Genomic DNA, 25745 nt, shown 5'->3' on the forward strand with positions numbered 1-25745 from the left:
CCATCTTTCCAAAAAGACTAAAGTGTTGCGTCCATCCGTTGAAACCGCCGCTCAAACCCGACATCTGACAAGTTTGGTAGGGATGCTCTGCGAGTTTGGGGGACCAACGGCAGCAGTGCGGACTAAAGGGCAGGAATTAACGCAGGGCAAAGGCGACAATTTCCAAGCATAGTATGATGTTCAGAAGCCAGATCGTTAAAGAAACACGTCGCCGCAGGCCTATATGCCTGAATGGTTTAGTCATAGTCGAACCGCTCCGACAGTATACGATCAGAGGGCGTGCCCTTCTGTATCAGGTGGTCTTCAACGATATCCATCATGATCGCGGGACCACACATTACAAAGGCCCAGTCGCTGAACTCTTTGGCTGAAAACACACGGTCCAGCAGTGCCGCATCTATGTATCCCGACTCTCCACGCCAGTTTGCCGGGGGATCTGACAGGACATAGCATACCTCCTGTGAACCCAATTCGTCACCATAGGCAATCTGATCGACCACCCGGTTTCCATAGATCAACTTTACCTTGCGCGGATCCCCGGTCAGGCGCATTTGCCTGAGGATACCAAGCAGCGGCGCAAGCCCCACGCCACCTGCGATCAGAGCGACACCAGGCTCGCTACGCCCCTCCACAGACAGATTGCCATACGGTCCGTCAAGATAAGCGGCGGTGCCCGGTTTTACCTGGCCAATGGTTTGTGTAAAGTCGCCAAGCTCTTTGATCATGAAGGAGACTTCCGGTCCGGCCGCTGGTGCGGAGCAAATGGAGAATGGGTTTTCCTTCAACGAGAATGCGCTGTGGCCAATCGTCAGCCAGGCAAATTGCCCGGCTTTGTAATTGAGCCCAGAATGTCCATCAGGCGTCACCGTCACTTCCCATTGCTTTGGCGTCAATTGGGAAACTGAGGTCACTCGCCACGGGCGTGCCCTATCCAGAACGGGCACGATCAGGTAAACATACAGCAGTGAGCCAACCGCAATACCCGTCATCGTCAGCCACAGCCAGGTCATCACAGGCTGCGATCCATAGCGCCCCGCGTAGACCGTGTGATGCAACAAAAGCAACGCGATCAAAAGCGCGCCTATGCCGTGCATCAGGCGCCAGGTCTCGTATTTGTAGTCCAGTTGAGTGCGCCCGATTGCCAGAAGAACAAGGCATGGCAGCAGCAGATAGGCGGCAATGCCCGTAGACAGAGCGGAAAAATCAGTTGTGATTACCAGTTGGCGCATGGGGTCCCAAGGGCGCTGGCCACCGGAAGGCGCCCCTTGGTACAGAAAGGGATGGAGCAAGGCAAAACCCAGTGCGGTGCGGGCCATGATCTGATGAAACCGCATGGTCACGTCCATGCCAACGCCATTCGAAATACTCTTGAAGCGACCAGACAGGACAAACTCCATAAGGACCACGGCAAAGGCCATAATGCCAAGACCAGAAGCAAGCTCTTGGTGGAACGCGCGTGGTGGCCCGCCGACCAGCCAGGACAAGATCAACGGAAATGTGACAGCGGCAAGGTAAGCCAGGATCATAAATAGAGGTTTCATTTTGCCAACCTATGCCACTTCCTCGGTATGCTCAATTCCGCGCTGCCTCAGGTACCAAGGTGGTCTGGCTCTTTAGGTTGTGCATGCAAACGCCTCTAACAACAAGAATACGTTGCCACTGGGGTCAAGTCTTACAAAGCCGCCGGTACATGCAGCATGCAGCATCGGCTAATTTGGGCTCGTAACCGACCAGACACCATCGCAATGGCGGGCAACGCACAGGCCTTGGTTCGCGATCTGGGACATGCGCTTGCGCCGTCAGTGACGCTCTTCTGCCAGCACCTTCATAGATACAACTACCTGAAAAACATCCGTAAATTTTCCTTACAGCTCGATCCAGCTTGTTCGAACGTCCTAGCCAGCCTGTCCGGTCGCGATAGGCGAAGCGCGCGTCATATCCCTTTCGAATGCCGCCGACGCGCTGCCCGGAAAGATCACAACACGGGTCGGCCAAACCTTCGAACAGGACTTAATTGTGAAATGCCTGATGACATTTCCCGCCTTTCTTACTGTCGCAAAGGGTATCAACCAAGACCTGCCCGTGTATCGCCGACAACCTGTTCTCCTGCGCATTCTGACCCTCGAAGCATCATTGCTACCAGAGGACGCCGCATGACCAAGATTGACCAGATCGAAACCGTCGTTGTTGATGTGCCGACCATTCGCGGTCACGTCCTGTCGATGGCGACGATGCGCTCTCAGACGGCTGTTCTTGTGCGGATCAGGTTTTCGGATGGATCGCTGGGCATTGGGGAAGGCACGACAATTGGCGGCCTGACATACTGCGTCGAGAGCCCCGAGAGCATTCAATCCGCAATCGAAACCTACATAGCGCCAGCGCTCAAAGGCAAAGCTGCGGACGATGTGAACACCGCAATCCAACTGATGGACAAGGTTGTGCGAGGCAACCGTATTGCGAAAGCAGCAGTCGAGATCGCGCTCTGGGATGGGCTGGGCAAGCGTCTCGGCATGCCGGTGTCGCAACTATTTGGTGGTCAGGTTCATGTCCGCATGCCCGTGGCATGGACGCTGGCGTCCGGCTCCTCCGAGACCGATATCGCCGAGGCGCTGGAGATGATCGAGACGCGCCGCCATAACATCTTCAAGCTCAAGATCGGCAAACGCTCGGTGCGTGATGATGTGGCCCATGTGGCGGCCATCAAACGCGCAGTGGGCGATGCAGGCAGTGTGCGGGTGGACATCAACCAGGCCTGGTTGCTGCACGATGCGCGCTGGGGTCTCAAGGGATTGCAGGATGCGGGTTGCGAGCTGGTCGAGGAGCCCGTGCAAAGTCGCTATGTCGAGGCCCAGCGCGAGCTAACAGCGAAATACGAGATTGCCGTCATGGCGGACGAGGTGCTGAACGGCCCCGAGGATGCGCTGGCCATTGCAAGCCGTGCGGCAGCAGATGTCTTCGCGGTCAAAGTTGCGCAATCGGGCGGCATCAAGCGTGCCTCTGAGGTTGTCGCCATCGGACAGGCCGCGGGTCTTGGCCTGTATGCCGGCACCATGCTGGAGACAGGATTGGGCACGGCGGCGGCGCTGCAATTGTTCTGCACGGTCGAGAAAATGAGCTGGGGCACCGAGCTGTTCGGGCCGCTTCTGCTGATCGAAGATATTTTGGCAGAGCCGATAAAATACAATGACTTCTGTGTTGAAGTGCCCAGCGGCACCGGTATCGGCGTGGCACTTGACGAAGATAAAGTTGCCTATTTCGACCGTGATCGTAGCGCGCCGCGCAAGACGCTCGAGGAAGTTTAACACCATCAAAACGCCGCCAGCCGTCAAGGCGCGGCACCCAGAGGAGGACTGAATATGTTTACCCATTCAAATCTCGACGAGCTTCAAAGTCGCCTTGACGGCATCGTGCAAGAGGACCCTGAAAATGGTGTGTTTCGCGCCCGTCGCGACATGTTCACCGACGAAGAGTTGTTCGAGCTGGAGATGAAGCACATCTATGAAGGCAACTGGATCTACATGGCCCATGAAAGCCAGATCCCCAACCCGGGGGATTATTTCACGCTACACATGGGCCGCACGCCCGTAGTCATCACGCGCGACAAAGATGGCGAGCTGAATGCGCTGGTCAACTCATGCTCGCACCGCGGTGCGATGCTGTGCCGGTTCAAGCGCCGTAACCAAAAGACATTTACCTGCCCGTTCCACGGCTGGACATTCGCCAACACAGGCAAGTTGCTCAAGGTCAAAGACCCCAAGGGCGCAGGCTACCCAGAGCAGTTCAACAAAGATGGCAGCCACGACATGACAAAAGTGGCAAAGTTCCAAAACTATCGCGGCTTCCTGTTTGGCTCGCTGAACGCGGATGTTGCTCCGCTTGAAGAATACCTTGGCGAAGCCTGCAAGATGATCGACATGATCGTCGACCAGTCCGAGGACGGCATGGAAGTCCTGCGCGGCTCGTCCACTTATACCTTCGACGGCAACTGGAAGCTCCAGGCCGAAAATGGCGCGGATGGCTATCACGTCTCGGCCGTTCACTGGAACTATGTTGCCACCACGTCGCACCGCACCGTGGACGGCAAGGAAGACAATATCAAAGCGACCGACGCCTCCAAATGGGCCAAGCAAAAGGGTGGTTTCCATTCCTACGTGAACGGGCACTTGCTGCTGTGGACAACATGGGACAACCCGACCACACGCCCCAACTATGGCCGTCTGGACGAATGGACAGAAACCTACGGCAAAACCAAGGCCGAATGGATGGTCGGGGTTCTGCGCAATCTGTGTGTGTATCCTAACGTCTTCCTGATGGACCAGTTCAGCAGCCAGATCCGCGTGTTCCGCCCGATCAGTGTCGATAAGACCGAAGTCACGATCTATTGCATCGCGCCCAAAGGTGAAGATCAGGCGTCACGCGCGCTACGAATCCGCCAGTACGAGGATTTCTTCAACGCTTCTGGCATGGCAACACCCGATGACACCGAAGAATTCCGCGCAACCCAACGTGGCTACGCAGGGGCCGCGCACGCCAAATGGAACGACATCTGCCGGGGTGCGACCCAGTGGATCAACGGACCGGACGAGGATGCAAAAGCACTGGGGATCAATCCGATCCTGTCGGGCGCACGCACCGAGGACGAGGGTCTGTTTGTGATCCAGCACAGCCAGTGGGCCGAGCGTATGTCGGCAGCTGTCGCCAAAGAGCGCGAGAATGCAGCCCACGCCCAAGTTGCGGCTGAATGAGGGGATAAGATCATGACAACTGCAACACTCGAGAAGATATCATCGCTGGGTTTCGAAGACATCCAGGCCTTCCTTTACGCCGAAGCGCGCGCACTCGATGACCGTGACTGGGATACGTGGCTGGGTTTTTATCACGCAGACTGCCCGTTCTGGATGCCGGCCTGGGACGATGAGGACATGCTCACTGAAGATCCGCAAAACGAGATGTCCCTGATCTATTACCCGAACAAATCGGGCATCGAGGACCGCGTGTTCCGCATCCAGACGGATCGCTCGTCTGCCACGTCTCTGCCAGAGCCGCGCACCCAGCACCATCTAGCCAACATCGAGGTGCTGAGCCGCAAGGGGGTGCAGATCAAGCTGCGCTTTAACTGGCACACGCTGACCTACCGCTATGGTACCACGGACAGCCATTGGGGAATGTCGTTTTATACGCTGGACACCTCTGGTCCCAAGCCACTGATCACGGACAAGAAAATCGTGCTCAAAAACGATAAAATCCACCATGTGATCGACATCTACCACATCTGAGCCAAGCAAATTGACCGGTTTCGAACATCCCGCGCGCCCACCAATGGGCGCGCGATCAAGGGAGGAGTATGCCATGACAACCTATAACGTAGCCCTGAATTTCGAGGATGGCGTGACCCGCGTGATTCAATGCGAAGACGATGAAATGGTGACCGAGGCCGCCTTTCGCCAGAAAATCAACATCCCGATGGATTGTCGCGACGGCGTCTGCGGGACGTGCAAGTGCTTTGCCGAAAAGGGCGAATTCGAGCTGGAATTCTACCTTGATGAAGCGATGACCGAAGAGGAAGCCGCGCAAGGCTATGTCCTGACCTGCCAGATGTCACCGCTGAGCGACTGCGTAGTGCGAGTGCCGGCGACTTCGGCGGCGTGCAAAACCGCGCCCGAGCCTGTTTCTGGCGAAGTATTGGGCGTGGACCGCCTTTCCGAGACATCGTTCGGCCTTCGGGTGAAGATGGCCAAGACTGTTGTCTTTCTGCCCGGTCAATATGTGAACGTGAGCGTGCCGGGCACAGACAAGCACCGCTCCTATTCTTTCTCTTCCAAACCAGGCGCGGATGAGGCGCAATTCTTGATCCGCAATATCCCAGGTGGTGTGATGAGCAACTATCTGGGCGAGCGGGCCAAGGGAGGGGATGCCATCACGCTGACCGGCCCGATGGGCACATTCTATCTGCGCCCGATGGAGCGCCCGCAGCTGTGGCTGGCCGGTGGCACCGGCCTTGCACCTTTCCTGTCGATGCTGGAGCATTTGGCCGAGCAGGGCAACGAGCAGCCGATCACGCTTTATTATGCCGCAACACGTGCGGCCGATCTGGTGGAGCTGGACCGTATTCACGCTCTCGCCAAGCAGATCGGCAATGTCACTGTGATTACGGTTCTGGCCGCCGAAGAGGACCCGCACGGGCGGAAAGGGTTCGTGACCGATCATCTGTCCGCGGATGACTTGAACGGTGGGGATGTCGATGTCTATCTCTGCGGTCCGCCGCCCATGGTGGATGCGGTGCGCGGCCACTTTGGCACGCTAGGTGTGCAGCCTGCGAATTTCTACTTCGAGAAATTCAACCCGACAGAAGCAGAGGCGGACGCCGCATGAGCCGCCGCTTTGAAGACAAGGTAATGGTCGTGACCGGTGCCGCCCAAGGCATTGGCCGCTGCGTGGCGGAGCGCGCGGCGGCCGAGGGCGCAAAGGTTCTCATCGTCGACCGCTCGCCCGCACGCGCCGATGTGGTTGCGGCGATCCGTGCCAGCGGTGGCACGGCAGAGGCGATCAATGTCGATCTTGAGACGTGGAGCGGTTGCGATGCGGCCATGGAAAAAGCGCAGAGCCTTTGGGGCCGGATCGACATCCTGATCAACAACGTGGGCGGCACCATCTGGGCCAAACCGTTTGAGCACTACGAGCCGGAACAGATTGATGCCGAAGTGCGCCGCTCGCTGTTCCCAACCCTCTATTGCTGTCGCGCCGCGATCGAGCGGATGCTGCCGAATGGCGCAGGCGTGATCGTCAACGTTAGCTCGATCGCCACACGCGGGCTGAACCGTGTGCCCTATGCAGCGGCCAAGGGCGGGGTGAATGCCATCACTGCCAGCCTTGCGTGGGAAATGGCCGAACGCGGCATTCGCGTTGTAGCCACGGCACCGGGTGGCACCGACGCGACTGACCGCGTGGTGCCGCGCAATCCCAACGCAGAGCAGGAACAACGCGCAGACTGGTACCAGATTATCGTCGATCAGACGATCCAGTCCTCGCCCATGAAACGGGACGGACCACTCGACGAACAGGCAGGGCCCATCCTGTTTCTGGCGTCGGATGATGCCTCCTACATCACTGGCCTCACTGTGCCCGTGAGCGGCGGCGACCTTGGATAGACCCGCATCAGAACGGTCTGCATTTATAACTGGAGGAACCAACATGAAGACGACAACGCTGGCGGCCCTTGGCCTTGCCACCACCATCGCGACCACAGCCACTGCCGAGGATATCAAGGTCGGACTGCTGTTGCCCTATTCCGGTGTCTACGCGGCACTTGGCAACGAGATCGACGCAGGCTTCGAGCTGGGGCTGGAACAATTCGGCAGCGAGACAGATGCGACGTTCGAGATTGTCCGCGAGGATACCGAAGTCAAGCCACCGGTCGCGTTGGGTAAAGCCAAGAAGCTGATCTTGCAAGAGAATGTGGACGTGATAGCGGGCATCGTAAGCTCAGGCGTGTTGGGTGCTGTGCGCGATATGGTCCATGGTGCAGCAGTGCCGCTTATCGTTGCGAACGCGGGCAATGACGGGGCGACGGGCGCAGACTGCTCGCCATTCATCACGCGCATGTCGTTTTCCAACGGTCAGGTGAACCGCCCGATGGGCACATGGATGTATGAGCAGGGTGTTCGTAAAGTCTACACCTTGGCGCCTGACTATGCGGCCGGTCGTCAGATGATCGATGCCTTCGAGGCGACATTTACTGCCGCAGGTGGCGAGATTGTCGGGCAGGATTTCACGCCCTTCCAGAAAACACAGGATTTTGGTCCCTACCTGACCCATGCGAAATCCAGCGGCGCAGATGCCCTCTATGTCTTCTATGCGGGTGGCGAGGCGATTTCCTTCGTCAAGCAATACGACAGTTTTGGCCTGAAAACTGAACTGCCGCTTTACGGATCGGGCTTCCTGACCTCATCGCTTTATGTGAATGCACAGGGTCCTGCGGCCGAGGGTGTGATTGCGGTGTCCCACTATGTGCCGACAATCGAAAACGATGCAAACGCGAAGTTCGTGGATGGATTTACAGCCAATGTTGGCCGCGCCCCGTCCGAGTTTGCAGTTCAGGGCTATGACGCCGCACGCGCGTTGATCGAGGCGACAAAAGCGGGCGCCACAGACCGTGCCTCACTGGCCAATGCCCTGCGTCAAGTTACATTCGACGGACCGCGCGGCACATTGTCGATTGATCCTGCGACCAACAACATCGTTCAGCCGATCTATACTTACGAGACTGTCGCACGTGCAGATGGCCTCACGCAGAAGGTACTGGCCCAGCTGCCGTCCGAGGCCGATCCGGCCAACGGCTGCGTGATGGATCCCGTATCTCACTAAAACATAGCAACCCGGCTGCATTTCATGGCCGGGTTTTTTCATGTGGGGGGGGGAAGTCCTAAAATGATAACCGATCTTGGCTTCTGGACACTACAGGCGCTCAACGCGCTACAGCTGTCGATGCTCTTGTTTCTTCTATCTGTCGGCCTGACTGTGATCTTTGGCTTGATGCATTTCGTGAACCTTGCCCATGGCGCGCTGTATGCATTGGGTGCCTATTTCGCGGCGTCTGTTGCCGCGATGTGGGGCTATTGGGCGGCGCTATTGCTCGCACCGGTGGCTGTCGCGGGGGTGGGCGTTCTGCTCTACTCCGGCTTTATCCAGCGCATGCGCAAATCGGGGCCGATGGCACAGGTTCTGGTGACTTTTGGCCTGATCTTTGTGCTGTTGGATATGACCCGTATCGTCTGGGGCGACCTGCCGCTTGCAATCGAAGTGCCTGCTATGCTGGGCGGACGGCTTGCGGTTTTGGGGGTCGAGTATCCGACCTACCGCGTGTTCATCATCGTGCTTGGCCTTGTGGTGCTTGGCGGCCTCGCCTTCGTTCTGGGGCGAACACAAATCGGCGCAATGATCCGTGCGGGGGTGGATAACGACGAGATGGCCGCCTGTCTGGGTATCAACGTTGAACGCCTGTTCTTTTGCGTGTTTTGTGTTGGCTGCGCGCTGGCGGGTCTTGCCGGTGTCGTGGCGGCACCACTGCTTAGCGTCACGCCCGACATGAGTCTGCAAATCCTGATCCCCACGCTGATTGTGATTGTGATCGGCGGTCTAGGTTCGCTCAAAGGTGCCGTCGCCGGGTCTCTCATCTACGGTTTTGTGCAGACATTTGGTGCCGTGCTGGCGCCGCAACTCTCCTCCGTTCTCATCTACGCGCTGTTGGCTGCGGTCCTTGTGATCAAGCCTGTGGGCCTCTTTCCGGCGAAAGGATAGATCACATTCCGTCACACGCCTTTGCGGTATGCGGCCTTGGTGCTTCTGGCATCGGCTGCGCTTTTTCAGGCTTTTACGGCCCAATACTTTGGCCTTGAGATCCTCACCGAAATTCTGATCCTCGCTATGCTGGTGCTGGCGCTTGATATGGTCGCCGGATTTGGCGGCATGGTGTCTCTGTGTCATGGCGCACTGATGGGTGTCGGTGCATATGGCTACGCGGTGCTGTCCACCACGGCGGGCTTGACCTCGCCGGTGGCGATGGGTGCGGCGGTGGCTATCACGGCCGGCATCTCATGGGTCATCGGGGCGATCTGTTCGCGCAGTCATGGCATCTATTTCATCATGGCAACACTCGCCTTCGGGCAGATGGCCTATTCATACGTCTTCGAGGCCCCGATCTTTGGTGGGATGATGGCCTGGGCGGGATCGAGCGTCTTGATCTATCCTTCATTGGCATCGATCTGAACGACACGCGCACATTTGCGTTGTTTTGCCTTGTCGCACTTGCCGTGATGTATGGGCTGGCTGTGGTGATCCTGCGCTCGGGCCTTGGCCGCTCCTTCTCGGGGGTTATGCACAATGAGCAGCGGATGCGCGCACTCGGCCTCACCGTTTGGCGGGTAAAGGCCGATGTCTTTGGCCTGTCGGGGATGATCGCGGGGGTAGCCGGCGTTCTGGCAGCACAACACATCATGTATATCTCACCTGGCTTGATGGCCTGGACCGTCTCGGGCGAAGCGCTGGTTGTGGTGATCCTTGGAGGGCTTGGCACACTTGTCGGGCCGCTGGTGGGGGCCGCCGTCTTTGTAGTGCTCAAGCATGAGCTGAGCTCATTGACGACCCACTGGCACCTGATCGTGGGCGTCATTCTGATCGGTGTCGTGATGAGCCGCGCCAACGGGATTTTTGGTTTTATCGAATATTTCGTCGCAGCGCGCAGCAAGTCCGCAAATACAAACCCCAAAGCCAGGGAGGTGACAAAAGATGCTTGAAACACGCAATCTGGACAAAAGTTTCGGCGCGGTGCACGGCGCCCGTAAGGTTTCGCTCAAGCTTGAGCGCGGCGAGCGGCGGGTGAACCTCGGGCCGAATGGAGCGGGCAAGGCGACGCCCTTCAACCAACTGGTCGGGGAATTGACGCCCGATAGTGGCAGGGTGCATCTGGCGGGCGAGGACGTCACTGCCTTGCCCGTGGCCAAGCGTGCGCGCCAAGGATTGTCACGCAGCTATCAGAAAAACACTTTGTTTGACGGCCTAACCGTCGAAGAAAACCTTGGCCTCGCCGCCGCGATCTATACGGGCAACGCGACACATATCTGGTCCGACAGCCTTGGCAAAGCGGAGGTGCGTGAGATCGTCAGGGATGTGGCCAATCAAGTTGATCTGATGCCATTCCTGCACGCAAAAGTCTCCGAAATCAGCTATGGTGTGCGCCGTCAGTTGGAGGTGGGTGTGGCGCTGGCGACCCGCCCGCTGGTCCTGCTGATGGACGAGCCAACAAGCGGTGTGGGTCCAGAGATGGCCAAAGGGTTCCACGACCTGCTCAACAACCTGCCGCGTGACCTGACCTTGTTGATTATCGAGCATGACATGGATCTTGCCTTTGATGTGGCCGATACGATCACCGTGCTGAACTATGGCGAGGTGGTCTTTGACGGGCTGCCGGATGCCGCACGCGGCTCTGACCTGCTCAAAGAAATCTATCTGGGGAGCTGGGAAGATGCTTGAACTGAACGCAGTGAACTCCGGCTATGGCGAAACCCAAGTGCTCTACGGTATGAACGTCACGGCGCAGCCTGGCAGGGTTCTGGCCATTCTGGGGCGCAACGGAGCGGGTAAATCAACCACGCTCAAGACGATCATGGGGTTGTTGCCGACAAAATCGGGCACAATCACATTCGACGGCGCACCCATTGCCAAACGCCCTTTTGACATCGCCAAGTCCGGAATCGCCTATGTGCCCGAGACACGCGATATTTTCCCCTCACTGAGCGTGCGGGAAAACCTCGAGTTGGCCTCGAAACGCTTTGGCGGTGGCGCGTGGACGATCGAGCGGGTGATCGACCTGTTCCCGCGTCTGGGGGAGCGGATGGACAATGGTGGCATGCAGCTGTCGGGGGGCGAGCAGCAGATGCTGGCCATCGCCCGCGCCCTGCTGATGAATCCGCGCTTGTTGGTGCTGGACGAGCCGACAGAGGGGCTTGCCCCGATCATCGTGAAGCTGATCCATGACAAATTGCAGGATCTACGTCGCGAGGGCCTGTCGATGGTGCTGGTTGAGCAGAACTTTGGCTTTGCAACATCACTTGCCGATGACGTTGTCGTCGTGGGTAAGGGCCAAGTCGTCTGGAGCGGGAGCGCTGCCGAAATCCGTGCCGATGCCGAAACACAGCACAAATGGCTGGGTGTCTGAAAGCGGGAGGCTTTAACTGGCCTCCCGCGCCACGCCCTGCGCGACCTTGATGAAATTCTGCACATGCACGCCCTGTTCGTCCAGGCGGTAGTTGACAGAGAGGGAGGTGCGCGCAATCTCCGGCTCGATCCGCAGAAACTTAATTCCGTTACGCGGCGCGGAGCCTACTGAGCTGGGCACGACACAGACGCCCTCGCCAATCGCTACAAGGCTCAGCGCGGTATGCAGGTCCATGGTGAACACCCGCTTTGGCACCGGAAACCCTGCATCTGTGCAGGCGTTGATCACCGTATCGGCATAGCTCGGGCGGGGGTGTTCAGGGTACAGGATCAGGTTGTGGGTTCCCAACCGCCGCAGGTCAGCGACCTCGCGCGTCCCGGTATCCAACGTGTCGGGCAACGCGAGGATGAGATCCTCTTTAACCAGATGCTTTACCGCAAACTCGGCATCATCCAGCGCAGGACGGGCGACAGCCACATCAATCATACGCGCCACCAGTTGCTGACGCAGCTGGGCATTGTTCATCGGCTGGAGACTCAAGTTGATCGCGGGATAGGAGCACGGAATGCTCTGATGATGGTGGGCAATATCCCGTAGGTGGAGGAGCCGACAAAGCCGATGCGCAAGCGCCCTTCTGCCCCTTGACAGAGCCTGCGCATTTCCAGCTTTGTATCGCCCAGCAGGGCAAGGATCGCCCGGCTCCGCTCCAGCAGTTTCTCGCCCGCTTGCGTCAGGCTGATCGCACTGCGGCCGCGGCTGAACAGCACAGCCTCCAACTCGCCCTCGATCTGTTTGATCTGACGGCTGAGCGGGGGTTGCGCCATATCCAGCCGCTCTGCGGCGCGGCCAAAATGCAGCTCCTCCGCTACGGCGATGAAATAGGTCATCTGCTTGAAATTCATTCCCCCCCCCCACGTAAATGGCGCTTGCCCGCAAACAGCCCTCCCAAGCAATCGTCTGCAGCTTGCTACCTTAAACCGCGTGTGTGCACAAAAAAAGGCCCTCCGCGTCAGCAGAGGCCAGTCTCAGGGAGATTTTGTGTCTTACTCGGCCGCGACGGCCTCCGACTTGATGACAAAGTCAAATTCGAAGTGCAGGTCAGTCTTTAACTCGGGCGCCGCTTTCTTGAATGTGCCGATCAGGCTTTCCTTGACCGCGAATACGCTGTCATCGTCGAGCCATTTGCTCTCGGCATCGTAGATTTGGCTGATCAGTGGGCGGAAGCCGTCTTTGGAGATGATAAAGTGCATGTGTCCCGGGCGGTTGGGGTGGTGCCCCATATATCGCAGCAATTCGCCTGCCGTCTCGTTGTCAGGGATCGGGTATGGAACAGGACGCACGGCGACAAAGGCATAGTGGCCGTTCTCGTCCGTCTCGAAACGGCCGCGCAGGTTGTATTCCGGCTGGTCGGGGTCGAGGTTTTCGTACACGCCGTTTGGGGCATCTTCCCAGACATCCATCTGCACACCGGCAACACCCTTGCCGCTCGCGTCACGGATATACCCCTCAAAATAAGCGGTTTCTTCGTCGTCATAATGTTTTTTAATGGTCGATGCACCTTTGGGCAGAACCGGAGGGTTTTCACGGTAAAATGGGCCAAGCACGGTGGATTCGCTCTCGGGGCCGTCAACCGGGTTGGACAACATATCCACCAGCACTTCGACGCCGAGGATATCGCCAAGCAGGATGAATTCCTGACGGTTCTCGTCGCAGGTCTGGCCCGCACGCTTAAGATATTCACACCCCTCGAGGAATTCGCCGTGCTGCAAGTTCACGTCTTTGCAAAATCCATGCAGGTGACGGATCAGTGATGACATGATCTCGCGCTGGCGGTCGGTGATGTCACCGTGCTGGCCCAGGCTGGCGATGACGACGTCGCTGATGTTGTCAATGTTGACGATACCCATTTTTCTTCCTCCAAAGTGGCAATGTAGGTGCGGTTTGGGCGCCGCATCGGACGCCCCTTCGAGGGTACCGTCTGCGAAAGGAGCCCGCGATCCAATGCCGTGGGCGGTATCGCGTAATACCTGCATCGGTATGGCGATGTAAGCAGCGCTCGTGGCACGACAGTGTCAGGGATATGAAGAGGACAACCAGATGATTGATACTTTCCATGATATGCAGGCAAAGCTGGAAGCAACGCCGCATCTGCTGCGCCTCGGGCGTTTGTTTTCCGAGACGGTCCTTGTTCAGGTCGGAGATGACGAGATCTACCTGACCTTCGAGAACGGGCACTTGACCCAAGTGACCGAAGGCCCCAGCCGCAAGACACCGTGGCGTTTCGCCCTGCGCACCGATGCAGATGCGCTCGCGCAGTTCTGGCAGCCGCTGCCAGAACCCGGGTTTCCGACATCTTCGGTCTGTTGAAAATCGGTCGTGGCAATATTGATGGTGATATCCTCTGCCTCGTCAAAAACCTGCGCTTTTTCAAAGAGTTTATGGCGCTTCCCCGCGCTGCACGAAAGGACGCCGCATGAGCATCGAGCCTATCACCGGCCGCTACCTCACGGTCACAGTTGAAGGCGCGCCGCGCCGGATCTATTTCGAAGAAGCCGGACAAGGCCGTCCTGTTTTGTGCCTGCATACGGCGGGTGCGGACACGCGCCAATGGCGGCATCTGATGAATGACGCGGGCATCACGGCGGCAAACAGGATGATCGCCTTTGATCTGCCCTGGCACGGCAAATCCCTGCCGCCCGAAGGGTTCGAGACAAGGAGTATCTGCTGACGACGAAGGCCTACATGGAGACGGTTCTCGCCGTGATTGATGGGCTGGGGCTGGAGCGTCCCGTGCTTGCAGGCTGTTCCATGGGAGGCCGCATTGCGCTGCAATTCGCGGCTCTGCATCCGGATAAATTCAGCGGCTTCATCGCAATTGAGGCGTCGGATTTCCAACCCGCGTGGTATGATATCGACTGGTTCCACCGCCCCGATGCCCACGGCGGCGAAATGGGCGCGGCGCTTGTCTCCGCCAATATCTCGCCCTTTGCGCCCAACGCCGAGCGGTGGAATACGCTGTGGATGTTCATGCAAAGCGGTCCGGGCGTGTTTCGGGGTGACCTGAGTTTTTACACCAAGGATGACAGCCTGATTGCCCGTCTGGGGGACATCGACACTGGCAAAACGCCTGTGCATCTGATCGTAGGCGCCTATGATCTGACCTGCACACCCGAAGACTCCAAGCGCACAGCAGATGCGATCAAGGGGGCGACCCTTGCGGTCATGGACGAGCTAGGCCACTTCCCAATGAGCGAGCATCCGGACGGCTTCCGGCCGTTCTTTGTCGATGCGCTGGCGCGGATGCCTGCGAGAGAGGCCAAATGAGCACCCCTTGTATCATCTGCGTTGCGATCACCGGATCATTGCCGACCAAAGCCAACAACCCTGCCGTGCCTGTGACAGTCACGGAACAGATTGAAAGTACGCACGAAGCGTTCGAGGCAGGGGCCACCATCTGCCATGCCCATGTGCGTAACAAGGATGAAACACCGTCTTCAGACCCCGAGAAATTCGCGCGACCCAAAGAAGGCTTTGGAACAGCACTGCCCTGGCATGATCATCCAATTCTCGACGGGGGGACGCTCGGGTGCTGGCGAGACACGCGGTGGCATGCTGCCGCTCTCGCCGGATATGGCGTCGCTGTCGGTGGGGTCCAACAACTTCCCGACACGGGTGTATGAGAACCCGCCCGATCTGGTGGACTGGCTTGCAGCGCAGATGCTCAGGCACAATGTGAAGCCTGAGATCGAGGCATTTGATCTGTCGCATATCCTCAAGGCCAGGGACATGGTCGACAAGGGCCAGCTGGCGGGCACGCCGTATGTGCAGTTTGTCATGGGGGTGAAAAACGCCATGCCCGTGGACCGTGATGTGTTCGACTATTACATACATACCGTTCGCCGCCTGTTTGGAGCAGATGCGCCCTGGTGTGCTGCGGGTATCGGTGCGCAGCAATTCACACTGAACGACTGGGCGATCTGCTCGGGTGGCCATGCGCGCACGGGGCTGGAGGACAACGTCCGTCTTGATCGCGATACGCTGGCACCCTCGAACGCCGGTCTTGTGACCCGCGCCGCGCAATTGTGCGAGAAATACGAGCGGCCCGTGGCCGATTGGCGGCAGGCCCGCGCGATCCTTGGATTGAGAGAGCTGTCCACATAAAAAAGGAATTTGAAACAGTGCAAGCCGCCCTCGATAGTATTTAGGGCGATGGCATGTTGATCGCAGCGGGTGGCTTTGGTCTGTGCGGCATCCCAGTGTCGGCGAGAACGCGGAATTCATGCGTCAGTCTCTGTCAGGCGAGCTGGAGCCGGAATTCAACTCCGCAAGGCACATTGGCAGAGCCGATGCGTGCCAGCAGTGCGGGTGTTCCGGGATTCTAGACCAAAACCGGCGTAGCCACCGTGATTGCCGAAGGTAAGGACGTAAAGAACTGGCGCGGTCAGGATTACATCCTCGAAGAGGGCATCTTTGCCAATCTCTCCACCGTCAAAGCATGGAAGGCGGACGCGAGAGGCAACGCATTATTCGGCAAGACAGCGCGTAATTTCAATCTGCCCGCTGCCATCCGCCTAGGAGAAAGTCGACTTTAAGACCGATACGATAGATGCTGCACAGGTATTGAATGCTTGGGGCGTCACCTCAAGGGAGGATCTGCCCCGCTCTTCATTTTACTATTTTTGCATGAAGGCCTAAAAGCGACAAATCGTCTGGAGAGTGACGTCCACCAACCTGAAATGAAGGCGTCCCCATGGCCACCAAATCGAAGCTGCACCCCCGCAATCAACACTCAGAAGGCTACGATTTCGCGCGTTTAGTAGCGCAAACGCCTGAGCTTGAGGCCTTCACGATCTGTAACCCAGCCGGTCAGACGACGATTGATTTTCAAGACGTGAGCGCCGTCCGTATGCTGAACCGGGCGTTGCTAAAGGCCCATTACGATATTGAGTTTTGGGACATTCCCGCTGGCTATCTTTGCCCACCAATTCCCGGTCGCGTCGACTACATCCACTATCTCGCCGACTTGCTTGCCGACAGCAACAACCAGGAAATCCCGCGTGGGCGTCATATCAAGGCCTTGGACATCGGCACCGGTGCGAGCTTGGTGTACCCGGTGACGGGCCAGAGCGAATACGGCTGGCACTTTACTGGCGTCGATATAGACGCAGGCGCGATCAAATCGGCGCAGCAAATTTGTGACTTCAACACGTTGGCAATTACCCTTAGGCGACAAAGCAAACCGGAAAATATCTTTCGCGGTGCGATCCAGCCCAACGAAGCTTTTCACCTAACCATGTGCAATCCACCTTTCCATGGGTCTGTCGAAGCCGCGAATAAGGGTACCCAACGTAAGTGGGCGAACCTTGGCAAAGGGCGTTCAACAAAACTCAACTTTGGTGGTCAAAATGCTGAGCTTTGTTGTCCTGGCGGCGAGATAAAGTTTATCGCTCGCATGGTTGAACAGAGCACGGAGTTCGCCAACCAATGCCTGTGGTTTACCTCGTTGGTGTCGAAAAAAGATAACCTCCAGCCCCTCAGCCGAATTCTAGGCAAAGCCAGGGTTGCTGACTATAAAGTCGTCGAAATGGCACAGGGACAAAAAACCAGTCGCTTTATTGCTTGGACTTACACGAAGAAAAATCAGCGCTCCTCGTTTGCGCAGAACGCCCGGACATAGGGGCCATTCGCCGAAGTTCTGTAGTGCAGTTCATGTCTGCTTCGGTGCCAGAGACGCAATGCGCCGTCCTGCATCTCTGTTACGCGCATGCAATGGTCGGATGTTGAAGACGGTGGCGTATGGGGTACGCAAAACAAAACGGGGGGAGAGAGCGTGGATTCCCTTCACGGCAAACCTGCGGGCAACCCTCAACGCAATGCCACGGCAAAGCCTGCACTACATTCTGTCAGACAAGTTTGGTCGCCAGGTACGTTACGACCTCATTCAGAAAAGAAGCCTCAAAATCAAAAAGACAATGGGGTTAGAGGAATTCGCACTCCACGGCCTACGCTACAGCGCCGCTGGCGAACTGGCCGAGGCTGGATGCACTGACCATCAAATCGCATCCATCACTGGCCACAAAAGTTTGTCCATGATCCAGAAGTATTCACGCGGGGCGAGTCAGAACGTGCTCGCCAAACAAGCCCAAGCCCTGCGCGAACAGAACAAAAACAAAACGTGAAAGTGGGAAACATTTTTTTGGAAAATCTTGAGGTGACACTAAGTCACTGATTTTACTGGCAGGGGCACACAGACTCGAACTGTGGGCCTACGGTTTTGGAGACCGTGTCAATATGTTGATATAAAAGAAATATTCCTCCAACGCAGCAGAAAGCAGCCCAAAGAAAACAAACGGTTAGGTCGAAACGGCCAACTGTTCTGATGACAGGCGGCGCAACGCTTTTGCCCCCTGGCGAAGTCTACGGTCACTAGCCCCCGCAATTGAATTTCATCTAGCCGTCGCAAAGAGCTGCGAGTAATCTACCGGCCTTGCGCAGGGGGATCTAGGCACGCACGTCTGCGATGCTAGAAAACACCCTTTGGAAGGTCGTCGCACCAGAATGCATGATGCGTCAGAAACGGCCATTGGCTGCCCTTCCTGCGCAATACGTCACTGGTTACTCCCTGCAGCCCCCTGTTCCATGGACCTCAATGCGCGCCGTACCTTGGGGCGGACCAGCCGGACAGAGCGCTTCCCGCGCCCGCCCTTTCCATAGTCCCGCATGTAATACAGCGTGTCACAGTCCCCCAGCTCTCCATCCCTGAGTTGGCGCATCAGGTAGCGACCCACTGGCGTCTCGATCCCCTGAACCGCCAGCATGATCGCAACGCGCGCGTCCCTGGTGGCCCCTCTCTCGGGTGCGCGCCCGTCAAACAGCCAGGCTTCGGCGTCTTCTTTGCGGCTGTATTTCCAGGCGGCAAAGGCGACGGCTTTGTTCTCGCGGCGCACAAAGATATAGTGATTGGCGTCAATCGCCTCGACCAGCATGCCCGTCGACATGCCAAGCTGCATATCGCGAAACGGCGCTTCTCCGGCCAGCAGACGGATCGCCAGCCCCAGAGCCTCGTTCGGGTCTTTCAGCCGCATCAGGCCAAAGGGCGCTGGGGTTTGCAACGCAGAGAGGTCGGACATTTGTGCCTCGCTCGCTATGGCCAGACAAATCTGTGGGCCGGTCACGGGCACGCTATCAGGATAGATGCACGCTGCGAAGGCCGCAGATCAAGATCACCCCAAGATCACCCAAGGGAAACCATTAGGTCAAAAAGGGCGGCTGTTGTATGGAGGGATAAGACCGCGCCAACAGATCCTGCAAGAAATTCGTCTAAGAGTTCGAAATGAGCACAGTGCGAATTACCGCCAAACCTATGATCTTTTGGAACTTATTGACCTCAGGGCAAACTGGAAAGCCTGTGACGAGACGCATTTTTTAAGGACATAGACCCATGGCTTCTTTTACCGCCAGCACCGGCACCACATCCTACACGGGCACTGCCGATGATGATTATTTCCGCTTTAACACTGAATTCGACGCGCGATATTTCGATATCGGCACCACCGTTGACGGCGGCGGCGGCACTGACAAGGTCACCTTTTCCTTCCGCTCCAGCTATGCGACCACCATCACCGTCGATCTGAGTGCGGGCTTTTCCGTTGACGGCGTGACCTATGTCACCTTCACGGGTGTAGAGAACGTCGACCTGTTGAATGCGCCTTCGACCCAGTCCTATACCCTCAACGGCACCAGTGGCGCGAACACCCTGGCCGGAGACAGTGGCAACGACACGATCAACGGGCTTGGCGGCAACGACATCCTGTCGGGCGGTGAAGGCACCAATGTGCTGAACGGCGGCGCGGGCAATGACCGGCTGAACGGCAGTTATTACACAGCCGCCACCACGATGAATGGCGGCACCGGCAATGATACCTATAGCATTATTCTTGCGGGCAGCGACACCGTGGTTGAACGTGCTGGCGAAGGCACCGATACGGTGGAAAGCCGTGTCAGCTATACGCTGGGGGCCAATGTCGAAAACCTGACGCTGGCATCGGGCTATAACGAATACGGCCCAGATACCGTGCTAGACATCGACGCCACCGGCAACAGCCTGGACAACGTGATTATTGGCAACAGCGACGCCAATATCATCACCGCAGGGGCGGGCAATGACACGCTGACCGGCAATGGCGGCGGCGACACCTATGTTTTTGCGTCCGGCGACGGGAGTAATGTGATCACCGACTTTGATCATGATCTGGATACACTGGATTTCAGCGCCTTCTCAGCCTCGGATCAGGCGCTGCTGGCCAACCCCGTCAGTAATGGCAGCGGCCAGTCGGTCTATACTGCCGGTGCCTTTTCCGTATCCGTGCCGCAGCTGCCAGTTACGCCGAACACTGCCCCCACAGGGCGTGTAGTGATCACCGGAACGGCTGTGGGCGATGAGATCCTAACAGCGGATACCTCGGCTATTGCCGATGCCGATGGGCTGGGCACGTTCAGGTACACATGGTTGCGCAATGGCGTGGCGCTTGAAGGCGTTGAAGAAACCGGCCTGTCTACCTATCAGTTGATCCCCTCAGATGTTGGCGAAGAAATAAGTGTACGCGTCACCTATACCGACGACGGGGGCACCGAGGAAAGCCTGACCAGCGCTGCGGTTGAGGTCGAACAAAATGTATTTGTGGTCACGACCTTTGATGATGTCGTGGATGACAGCGATGGGGTGACAAGCCTACGCGAAGCGGTAAACCAGGCCAATGCGGTAGGAGACGAGGCGATAGTTGAACTCGGGGCCGGGACCTACAACGTTTTTCGGCCCAGTAGCCTAATTTCCATAAACGGGAATGTCATTATCCGAGGGCAAGGTGCTGAAAACACGACAATTGAAAATGCGATGGCTAACACTAGGGTTTTCAACGTCAATAGAGATGCAGTGCTAGGGCTGGAAGACTTGACGCTCGATGGCGCAAGGAGTTCAGAGCTAACCACGTCCACTGGTGGGAATATTCGGGGCGGCGCCATTTTTGTCGCTCACCACGGCACATTGAATATTCAAGATTCACACATTGAAAACCACCAAACGTCGATTCGGGAACACGTCGGGTCCGGGCTGGGACCTGCTCCTAAAGCCGAGTTGGCTGATTATGACTATTATGTCGGCGGTCCTGGTGGGGCCCTTTTTAACGACAATGGAGTGGTCAATATCAGCGGATCAGAGTTTTCCGGCAACACAGCCCATGCCGGCGGCGCAATATTCAATGATTTCGGAAGGTTGAATATCGACTCATCAAACTTTTCTGACAATAGTACGTTCAACATCGTTCACATCCATTACGTTGAAATCGCAGGAATTAAGGGAGGACACCCACCTGAAACTGGCTGGTTTGAAAAGGATGGCCTTGGCGTGGATATTTTTTCAATGTCCGCTTATGAAGGTCATGAGATAACAACCCCTATGGAAGGCTATCCTGAAGGTGAGGGTTATTATAATTATGAGTACTTTTACACATATCAGGAACCTAACGTTTCAGTGAACGATACGACTACCACTCATACGCTCGGCCAGGCGGATGCGTACATAGCCGGAGACTACCCTGGATTTAACGCACCTGTCCCTATTTTCGAGCGTGAAGACAGGTACACTCGGGAAGGCGAGACTAATCGGAGTGCATTGAGCTCCTCAATGGCCACGCCGGATATTGGACGGCTGCAATCCAACGCCGCACCCGACCGTGCGATTTTGGATGTGGTGCGGCGCACCGACCTGTCGCTGGATGATCTGGGCGACAGCGACAGCGCCTTTGCTTTGGTCAAGGATGGCATCCTGTCAGAGGGCGGGCGCAAGATCGTGGTGCAACTGGGCGACAGGCGCATTGTCCTGCAGGGTCAGGGCCTGTCGCTTGACGGTGACCCCTATGACATGACCACCGAAGAGCTGCTGACTGCAGCCAGCGGCACCATCACCAACATCACTCTGCAAAGCGCAAACGGCAATCGCGTCCTCAGCACCATGACAGTCTTGATCTCGCGTTCGAGGATCTGGTCATTTCGCTGACCGAGATCGACTATAACAACCCGCCGTCCATCGGCGATCTGCTGGGCGTGCGCTTGCGGGTCACCGGCACCGGCAGAAACGACGTTCTGGAAGGCACCGAAGCCAATGACCGCATCGACGGCGAAGGCGGCAATGATAGGCTGTTTGGCAATGGCGGCAAGGACGTGCTGCTGGGCGGTGCGGGGCGCGACACATTGGACGCCTGGACCGGTGGCGGCAAAGACATTCTGGACGGCGGCGCCGGGGCTGACCGGATGGTCGGGCGCGACGGAAAAACCATCTACATCGTTGATAATGAGGGTGATATCGTCAAGGAATACGGCAGCGAAGGCAATGACGAGGTCCGCGCCAGTATCAGCTACAGGCTTGGCAACGACGACGTGACCGGCGTCGACAACATCGAAAACCTCAGACTGCTGGGCCGGGACGACATCAACGGCACCGGCAATGATCTGGCCAATGTGATCACCGGTAACAAAGGTGACAACCGGCTGAATGGCGGCGATGGCGATGATAAGATCATCGGCGGTAAGGGCAACGACGTGCTGATCGGCGGCCAAGGCCGCGAAACCTTTGTGTTTAGCAATGGTAGTGGCCAGGACACGATCAAAGACTTTGACGCGACGGACAGTCAAGAGCAGATCAATCTAAAGAAAGTCGCCTCAATTACCAGTTTCAATGACCTCAGAAACAATCATATGGAACAGCTCGGTGACGATGTTCTAATCGACCTTGGGCGTGGAAACACGATCACGCTGCTGAACGTCGATATCACCGATCTGGGCGCGGGGGATTTCTTGTTCTGACCTGAGGTAGTACAAAGCTGGACTGGGCAACTTCACTATGGTTAAGACCATTTAAGTGACAGTTGCGCAGCCTTAGCCTTGGATCGACCGGGGGACCGGGCAACACATGTGACCGCAATCTGACGGAGCGCCAAAATGATCCTGGACGATAAGCCTTTGGTTCCGGACTTTCCGCAAGCGCCCATAGACATCAGCATATTTCAGGCCATTGGAATTATGGGGGTCTTGAAAGCGCCCAAAGACGTGCCAGGATTGATGGACCACTGTCGCATTGACGACCCGGTGGTGCGGGTCTGGGCACTTTCCTCGATACTATTGTCATCGCAGAGGGTCGAAGGCGAACTGCTTGAGGCCAGTATGCAGGCCGCGCACTACAGCACCTATATCCGCAACCTGCTGGTGCCGCCGTTGTTGAAGGGGCTGCGGTTCGATCTGATCCACCTGATCCAGAATCTGGAAAGCAAAGCCAGTGACGAGACCGGCAAGCTGAACGGGTTTTTGTCGCAGGCGATGATCAGCAATGATTATCAGGCCCAAGTAACGCTGCACGAAAAACTGTACCTGCACACTGGCAACCTGAAACATATCAGCCAGGCCCGCGTCGTTGCGTCGATGCGGTTGAACTGGAAAAGCGCGTTAGTGCATTTGCTTCGCGGCATCTTTACCCATGTCGAGCCGTTGCAATCCAGCACGATCGGGTTGTTGCGGATGTTGGAAGCCGAAGACGCCCGCGCCGAATTCAAGGTGATTGCCCAGGCTATCTACCCCAACAAGGACATCCTGGAGGCCGTCGTTTATGGCGCGGCGCAATTGCAGTATTGGGACAAGAATTTCGACCGCGCCATCCAAATACTTGAGGATTCTGGCGCTCAGGCCTTGGCAAAACAGCCCATGGCCGCGCGGTTCAACAACCTTATTGCCAACTGCTATGAAAAGATGGGGCGGTTTCAAGAGGCCGCCGAATGGTATCAAAAACAAAATGATGCTTTGAAAAAGGATATGCCCAGGCCGCAGCAGTTCAGCGCGAGAATTGAAAGCAGAGCGCTGTTGAACGTTCCCGAATTGCCGCGCGACGACAAAGACAATTACTTCGTCATGACCGGCTTCACCCGCTCGGGCACCACCCTGTTGGAAAACGTTCTGGCATCACACCCCCAGGTGGTCACCTGCGAGGAAACCCTGTCGTTAACAGGTCGCTGGACACCGCCTTTCACGTGCACATCGCCGAGGACCCGCAGAAAACGAATATTGGGCTGCGCGCCGAGCTAAACCGCGAATTGTATTATCAGGACCTAACCCGTTTCGTCGACAAACCCAGCCCCAAAGTAATCATCGACAAGACGCCAATGATGGGGGCCAGCATCAAGTATCTAGAAAAGCTGATGCCGCAAAAACGCTACATCTTTTCCATTCGGCACCCTTATGATGTGGTGCTCTCGAACTATAAACAAATCTACAACCAGACGATCGAAATGGTCGCCTTCAATACCATTTACGAATCCTGTGTGCTGTATGATTTCGTAATGCGAACCTGGTTTGATGTTTTCCCCGGCCAGGACGAACGGGTTCACTATGTGGTTTATGACGAGCTGGTAAATGATTTCGACCGCGTCGTTCACGGCGCCCTAGAATTTCTGGACGTTGAATGGTCGAAAGAGGTTAGCGATTTTGCAAAAAGCTCGGCGAACCGGGCGGTGCGCACCCCCAGCTATACCAAGGTGCGGCAGGGGCTAGGGATCGGAGTGCAATCGACGCGCAAGAACTACGACTTCCTGTTCGATGACAAATGCCGCGCCCTGCTGGATCCTTGGGTAGAACGGCACGGTTATGACGAGTAACAGGGAGTGGCGACGGCCGCCTTGTCTCCTCTGCGGACCTTGATGCAGATTTCAGAGAATGTCCGTTTCCCGCCCACACTGTAGGAGGGCCTGATCGAGCTAGGCTGGATCTCGCCCACAGTGGCCAGTTTACCATTAGCGCAACTGCGCCCCTGCGCCTCGGCAACCAGGGCGTTTGATAGCTGCCCCTCAGTTGTCGGCACCGGCCCGGTATAGCCTGGGCAGGGCGTCAACAGATCGGCCGGCACATTCGGCGGGGGCAATCGAGCGGGGTCAGCGCCACGCCCCATACAGGCGCTCAGCAGTGACACCAAGCAAAGCAGACAAAGGCGCATCACGACCTCCCATTAGTTCCAGTTCATTAGAAAGCGCCGCCCAGTGCCGCGTCTCATCTGCAACACGGTCCAAGTGCGCGCGATGGATCTGCGCAGTCTCAGCGGCGCGCTGCAGCTCGGCATGGGCACCGGCCAGGCTCTTTTCAGTTGCAGCAAGATCCGCGCGCAATTGGGTCCGGTCGTTCACCACATCGATCAGCCACCACACGGCACCGGCCAGCGCCGCTGCAAGGGCAAGAGCTGGCAGGTTGCGCAAAAGCCAGACCGGCATCAGGTGACGCCAAGCATGCAAAGCCGGTACTCATCGGCGCGACGGCGCACCAGACCGCGCACAACGCGGCCCCCGGCCTTGTTCCACCAGGTCAGCGCCTGACACCCCCCGGCCACGTTACCGGCGTTCAGGCCGCGCGTAGCGGTACTGCGCCCTGCCCCGCGAATGCCGACATTATAGGCAAGGCTCACATAGGCCGCATCCCGCGCCGCTGGCAGGCGGTTTGCTTTGGTATCGGCTGAGAAATACCCATGCAGGCCCTCGCGATATTCCAGCACCTCAGACCGCAACAGCGCCGCGCATTGCGCGTCTGTCATATGGTCGGCAAGCTTGACGCCCTTGGTATGGCCAAAGCAGATCGTCGGCACCCCAACAAGATCCAGATAGGCATGGTTGCGCATGCCCTCCCAGCCTCCGATCAGAGGCAAGGCCAGCGCCAGGAATGCCGCGATCGAGGAGCTGCGCAGCTTGCTGCGATCGATCCCCTGATCTTTCACCCGGCCAATGAGGCCATAGGCAACCAGGGCCACGCCCAAGATCCACCACAGGCGCGGATCTGTATCACGGCCAAAGAACCAGAACAGCGCCCTCTGGCAGCACCAGGCATAGCAGCCCAAGGTACCCCGCCCCCATCGAATGGGATCGCTTGGCGATCTGGCCTGCGTTTTCAACAAGTCTCAAAAGTTTCTCCAATGCAAAAACCCCGCCAAAGGCAGGGTTGGTTTCAG

General features: G+C 57.3%; 25 protein-coding genes and 3 pseudogenes. 21 read left to right on the forward strand and 7 right to left on the reverse strand.

The genetic code is table 11. The annotated features are described in order from the left end of the window. Nucleotides 1–236: 236 nt before the first annotated feature. A complete protein-coding gene (locus B4968_RS20490) occupies nt 237–1541 on the reverse strand; it encodes a ferredoxin reductase family protein (RefSeq protein ID WP_083101119.1) in 1305 nt (434 codons plus the stop codon). A 612-nt stretch (nt 1542–2153) separates the two neighbouring features. Here B4968_RS20490 and B4968_RS20495 point away from each other — a divergent pair. The 11 genes from B4968_RS20495 (at nt 2154) to B4968_RS20540 (ending at nt 11713) form a co-directional block, all read left to right on the forward strand. Continuing rightward, a complete protein-coding gene (locus tag B4968_RS20495; protein WP_083101120.1) occupies nt 2154–3302 on the forward strand; it encodes a muconate/chloromuconate family cycloisomerase in 1149 nt (382 codons plus the stop codon). Between the two features lie 54 nt (nt 3303–3356). Continuing rightward, the gene (gene benA / locus B4968_RS20500) at nt 3357–4745 is read left to right on the forward strand and encodes a benzoate 1,2-dioxygenase large subunit (protein ID WP_058335822.1); all 1389 of its coding nucleotides are present in this window, start codon (nt 3357–3359) and stop codon (nt 4743–4745) included. Nucleotides 4746–4757: 12 nt separating this feature from the next. Further along, nucleotides 4758–5276: a benzoate 1,2-dioxygenase small subunit gene (gene benB, locus B4968_RS20505; protein ID WP_083101121.1), complete on the forward strand. Its 519-nt coding sequence runs from the start codon at nt 4758–4760 to the stop codon at nt 5274–5276. A gap of 10 nt (nt 5277–5286) precedes the next feature. Beyond that, nucleotides 5287–6372, forward strand: coding sequence for a benzoate 1,2-dioxygenase electron transfer component BenC (gene benC, locus B4968_RS20510; protein WP_241525888.1), 1086 nt, complete (start codon nt 5287–5289; stop codon nt 6370–6372). Continuing rightward, on the forward strand, nt 6369–7148 hold the full coding sequence (gene benD, locus B4968_RS20515; protein WP_083101122.1) for a benzoate diol dehydrogenase BenD: 780 nt from the start codon (nt 6369–6371) through the stop codon (nt 7146–7148). The genes benC and benD overlap by 4 nt, the downstream gene beginning before the upstream one ends. A gap of 43 nt (nt 7149–7191) precedes the next feature. After that, entirely contained in the window at nt 7192–8364 is a 1173-nt protein-coding gene (locus B4968_RS20520) for an ABC transporter substrate-binding protein (protein WP_083101123.1), read from the forward strand. A 63-nt stretch (nt 8365–8427) separates the two neighbouring features. Next, nucleotides 8428–9297, forward strand: coding sequence for a branched-chain amino acid ABC transporter permease (locus B4968_RS20525; protein WP_083101124.1), 870 nt, complete (start codon nt 8428–8430; stop codon nt 9295–9297). A gap of 39 nt (nt 9298–9336) precedes the next feature. After that, nucleotides 9337–9765: an ABC transporter permease subunit gene (locus B4968_RS25405; protein WP_277620973.1), complete on the forward strand. Its 429-nt coding sequence runs from the start codon at nt 9337–9339 to the stop codon at nt 9763–9765. 20 nt (nt 9766–9785) lie between these two features. Then, nucleotides 9786–10292, forward strand: a complete 507-nt coding sequence (locus B4968_RS25410; RefSeq protein ID WP_277620974.1) for a branched-chain amino acid ABC transporter permease — start codon at nt 9786–9788, stop codon at nt 10290–10292. Further along, entirely contained in the window at nt 10285–11028 is a 744-nt protein-coding gene (locus B4968_RS20535) for an ABC transporter ATP-binding protein (protein ID WP_083101125.1), read from the forward strand. Before B4968_RS25410 ends, B4968_RS20535 begins: the two co-directional genes overlap by 8 nt. Continuing rightward, on the forward strand, nt 11021–11713 hold the full coding sequence (locus tag B4968_RS20540; RefSeq protein WP_058335829.1) for an ABC transporter ATP-binding protein: 693 nt from the start codon (nt 11021–11023) through the stop codon (nt 11711–11713). The genes B4968_RS20535 and B4968_RS20540 overlap by 8 nt, the downstream gene beginning before the upstream one ends. Before the next feature lie 12 nt (nt 11714–11725). Here B4968_RS20540 and B4968_RS24895 read toward each other — a convergent pair whose 3' ends face one another. The 3 genes from B4968_RS24895 to B4968_RS20550 all read right to left on the reverse strand — a co-directional run bounded on the left by B4968_RS24895 (nt 11726) and on the right by B4968_RS20550 (nt 13620). Then, on the reverse strand, nt 11726–12238 hold the full coding sequence (locus B4968_RS24895; RefSeq protein WP_241525889.1) for a LysR family substrate-binding domain-containing protein: 513 nt from the start codon (nt 12236–12238) through the stop codon (nt 11726–11728). Nucleotides 12239–12249: 11 nt separating this feature from the next. After that, complete coding sequence (locus B4968_RS24900; protein ID WP_241525890.1) at nt 12250–12615, reverse strand: LysR family transcriptional regulator; 366 nt, start codon at nt 12613–12615, stop codon at nt 12250–12252. A 141-nt stretch (nt 12616–12756) separates the two neighbouring features. Continuing rightward, a complete protein-coding gene (locus B4968_RS20550) occupies nt 12757–13620 on the reverse strand; it encodes a dioxygenase family protein (protein WP_083101126.1) in 864 nt (287 codons plus the stop codon). A 190-nt stretch (nt 13621–13810) separates the two neighbouring features. On the opposite strand from B4968_RS20550, the gene B4968_RS20555 reads away from it, so the two are divergent. The 6 genes and pseudogenes from B4968_RS20555 to B4968_RS20580 all read left to right on the forward strand — a co-directional run bounded on the left by B4968_RS20555 (nt 13811) and on the right by B4968_RS20580 (nt 17892). Then, the gene (locus B4968_RS20555) at nt 13811–14080 is read left to right on the forward strand and encodes a hypothetical protein (RefSeq protein ID WP_338153321.1); all 270 of its coding nucleotides are present in this window, start codon (nt 13811–13813) and stop codon (nt 14078–14080) included. Nucleotides 14081–14186: 106 nt separating this feature from the next. After that, nucleotides 14187–15037 (forward strand): annotated as a pseudogene (locus B4968_RS20560) (alpha/beta fold hydrolase). Beyond that, nucleotides 15034–15874 (forward strand): annotated as a pseudogene (locus B4968_RS20565) (3-oxoadipate:acetyl-CoA acetyltransferase). Before B4968_RS20560 ends, B4968_RS20565 begins: the two co-directional pseudogenes overlap by 4 nt. 53 nt (nt 15875–15927) lie before the next feature. Then, nucleotides 15928–16281 (forward strand): annotated as a pseudogene (locus B4968_RS20570) (CoA transferase subunit A); the annotation flags it as partial. Nucleotides 16282–16463: 182 nt separating this feature from the next. Continuing rightward, a complete protein-coding gene (rlmF, locus tag B4968_RS20575) occupies nt 16464–17390 on the forward strand; it encodes a 23S rRNA (adenine(1618)-N(6))-methyltransferase RlmF (protein WP_083101127.1) in 927 nt (308 codons plus the stop codon). Between the two features lie 100 nt (nt 17391–17490). Next, nucleotides 17491–17892 carry a tyrosine-type recombinase/integrase gene (locus B4968_RS20580; RefSeq protein ID WP_161492632.1) on the forward strand — a complete coding sequence of 134 codons (402 nt, stop codon included), beginning with the start codon at nt 17491–17493 and terminating at the stop codon, nt 17890–17892. A 429-nt stretch (nt 17893–18321) separates the two neighbouring features. Here B4968_RS20580 and B4968_RS20585 read toward each other — a convergent pair whose 3' ends face one another. Then, nucleotides 18322–18843, reverse strand: a complete 522-nt coding sequence (locus B4968_RS20585; RefSeq protein ID WP_083101128.1) for a hypothetical protein — start codon at nt 18841–18843, stop codon at nt 18322–18324. 311 nt (nt 18844–19154) lie between these two features. Between B4968_RS20585 and B4968_RS20590 the strand changes: the two genes are divergently transcribed. From B4968_RS20590 to B4968_RS20600, 4 genes are all read left to right on the forward strand, one after another. Continuing rightward, nucleotides 19155–21767, forward strand: a complete 2613-nt coding sequence (locus tag B4968_RS20590; RefSeq protein WP_083101129.1) for a calcium-binding protein — start codon at nt 19155–19157, stop codon at nt 21765–21767. A 53-nt stretch (nt 21768–21820) separates the two neighbouring features. Then, nucleotides 21821–22573: a calcium-binding protein gene (locus B4968_RS20595; RefSeq protein WP_139792944.1), complete on the forward strand. Its 753-nt coding sequence runs from the start codon at nt 21821–21823 to the stop codon at nt 22571–22573. A 135-nt stretch (nt 22574–22708) separates the two neighbouring features. Continuing rightward, nucleotides 22709–23842 (forward strand): tetratricopeptide repeat protein, encoded by a 1134-nt coding sequence (locus tag B4968_RS25415; protein ID WP_139792945.1) that lies wholly within the window; start codon nt 22709–22711, stop codon nt 23840–23842. After that, nucleotides 23788–24411 (forward strand): sulfotransferase family protein, encoded by a 624-nt coding sequence (locus B4968_RS20600; RefSeq protein WP_161492633.1) that lies wholly within the window; start codon nt 23788–23790, stop codon nt 24409–24411. The genes B4968_RS25415 and B4968_RS20600 overlap by 55 nt, the downstream gene beginning before the upstream one ends. A 273-nt stretch (nt 24412–24684) precedes the next feature. Here B4968_RS20600 and B4968_RS20605 read toward each other — a convergent pair whose 3' ends face one another. Continuing rightward, nucleotides 24685–25017 carry a hypothetical protein gene (locus B4968_RS20605; protein ID WP_083101132.1) on the reverse strand — a complete coding sequence of 111 codons (333 nt, stop codon included), beginning with the start codon at nt 25015–25017 and terminating at the stop codon, nt 24685–24687. Further along, entirely contained in the window at nt 25017–25547 is a 531-nt protein-coding gene (locus B4968_RS20610) for a lysozyme (RefSeq protein ID WP_206601122.1), read from the reverse strand. The genes B4968_RS20605 and B4968_RS20610 overlap by 1 nt, the downstream gene beginning before the upstream one ends. Nucleotides 25548–25745: the final 198 nt, after the last annotated feature.

Source organism: Pseudophaeobacter leonis (assembly GCF_002087335.1).
Lineage (GTDB): Bacteria > Pseudomonadota > Alphaproteobacteria > Rhodobacterales > Rhodobacteraceae > Pseudophaeobacter > Pseudophaeobacter leonis.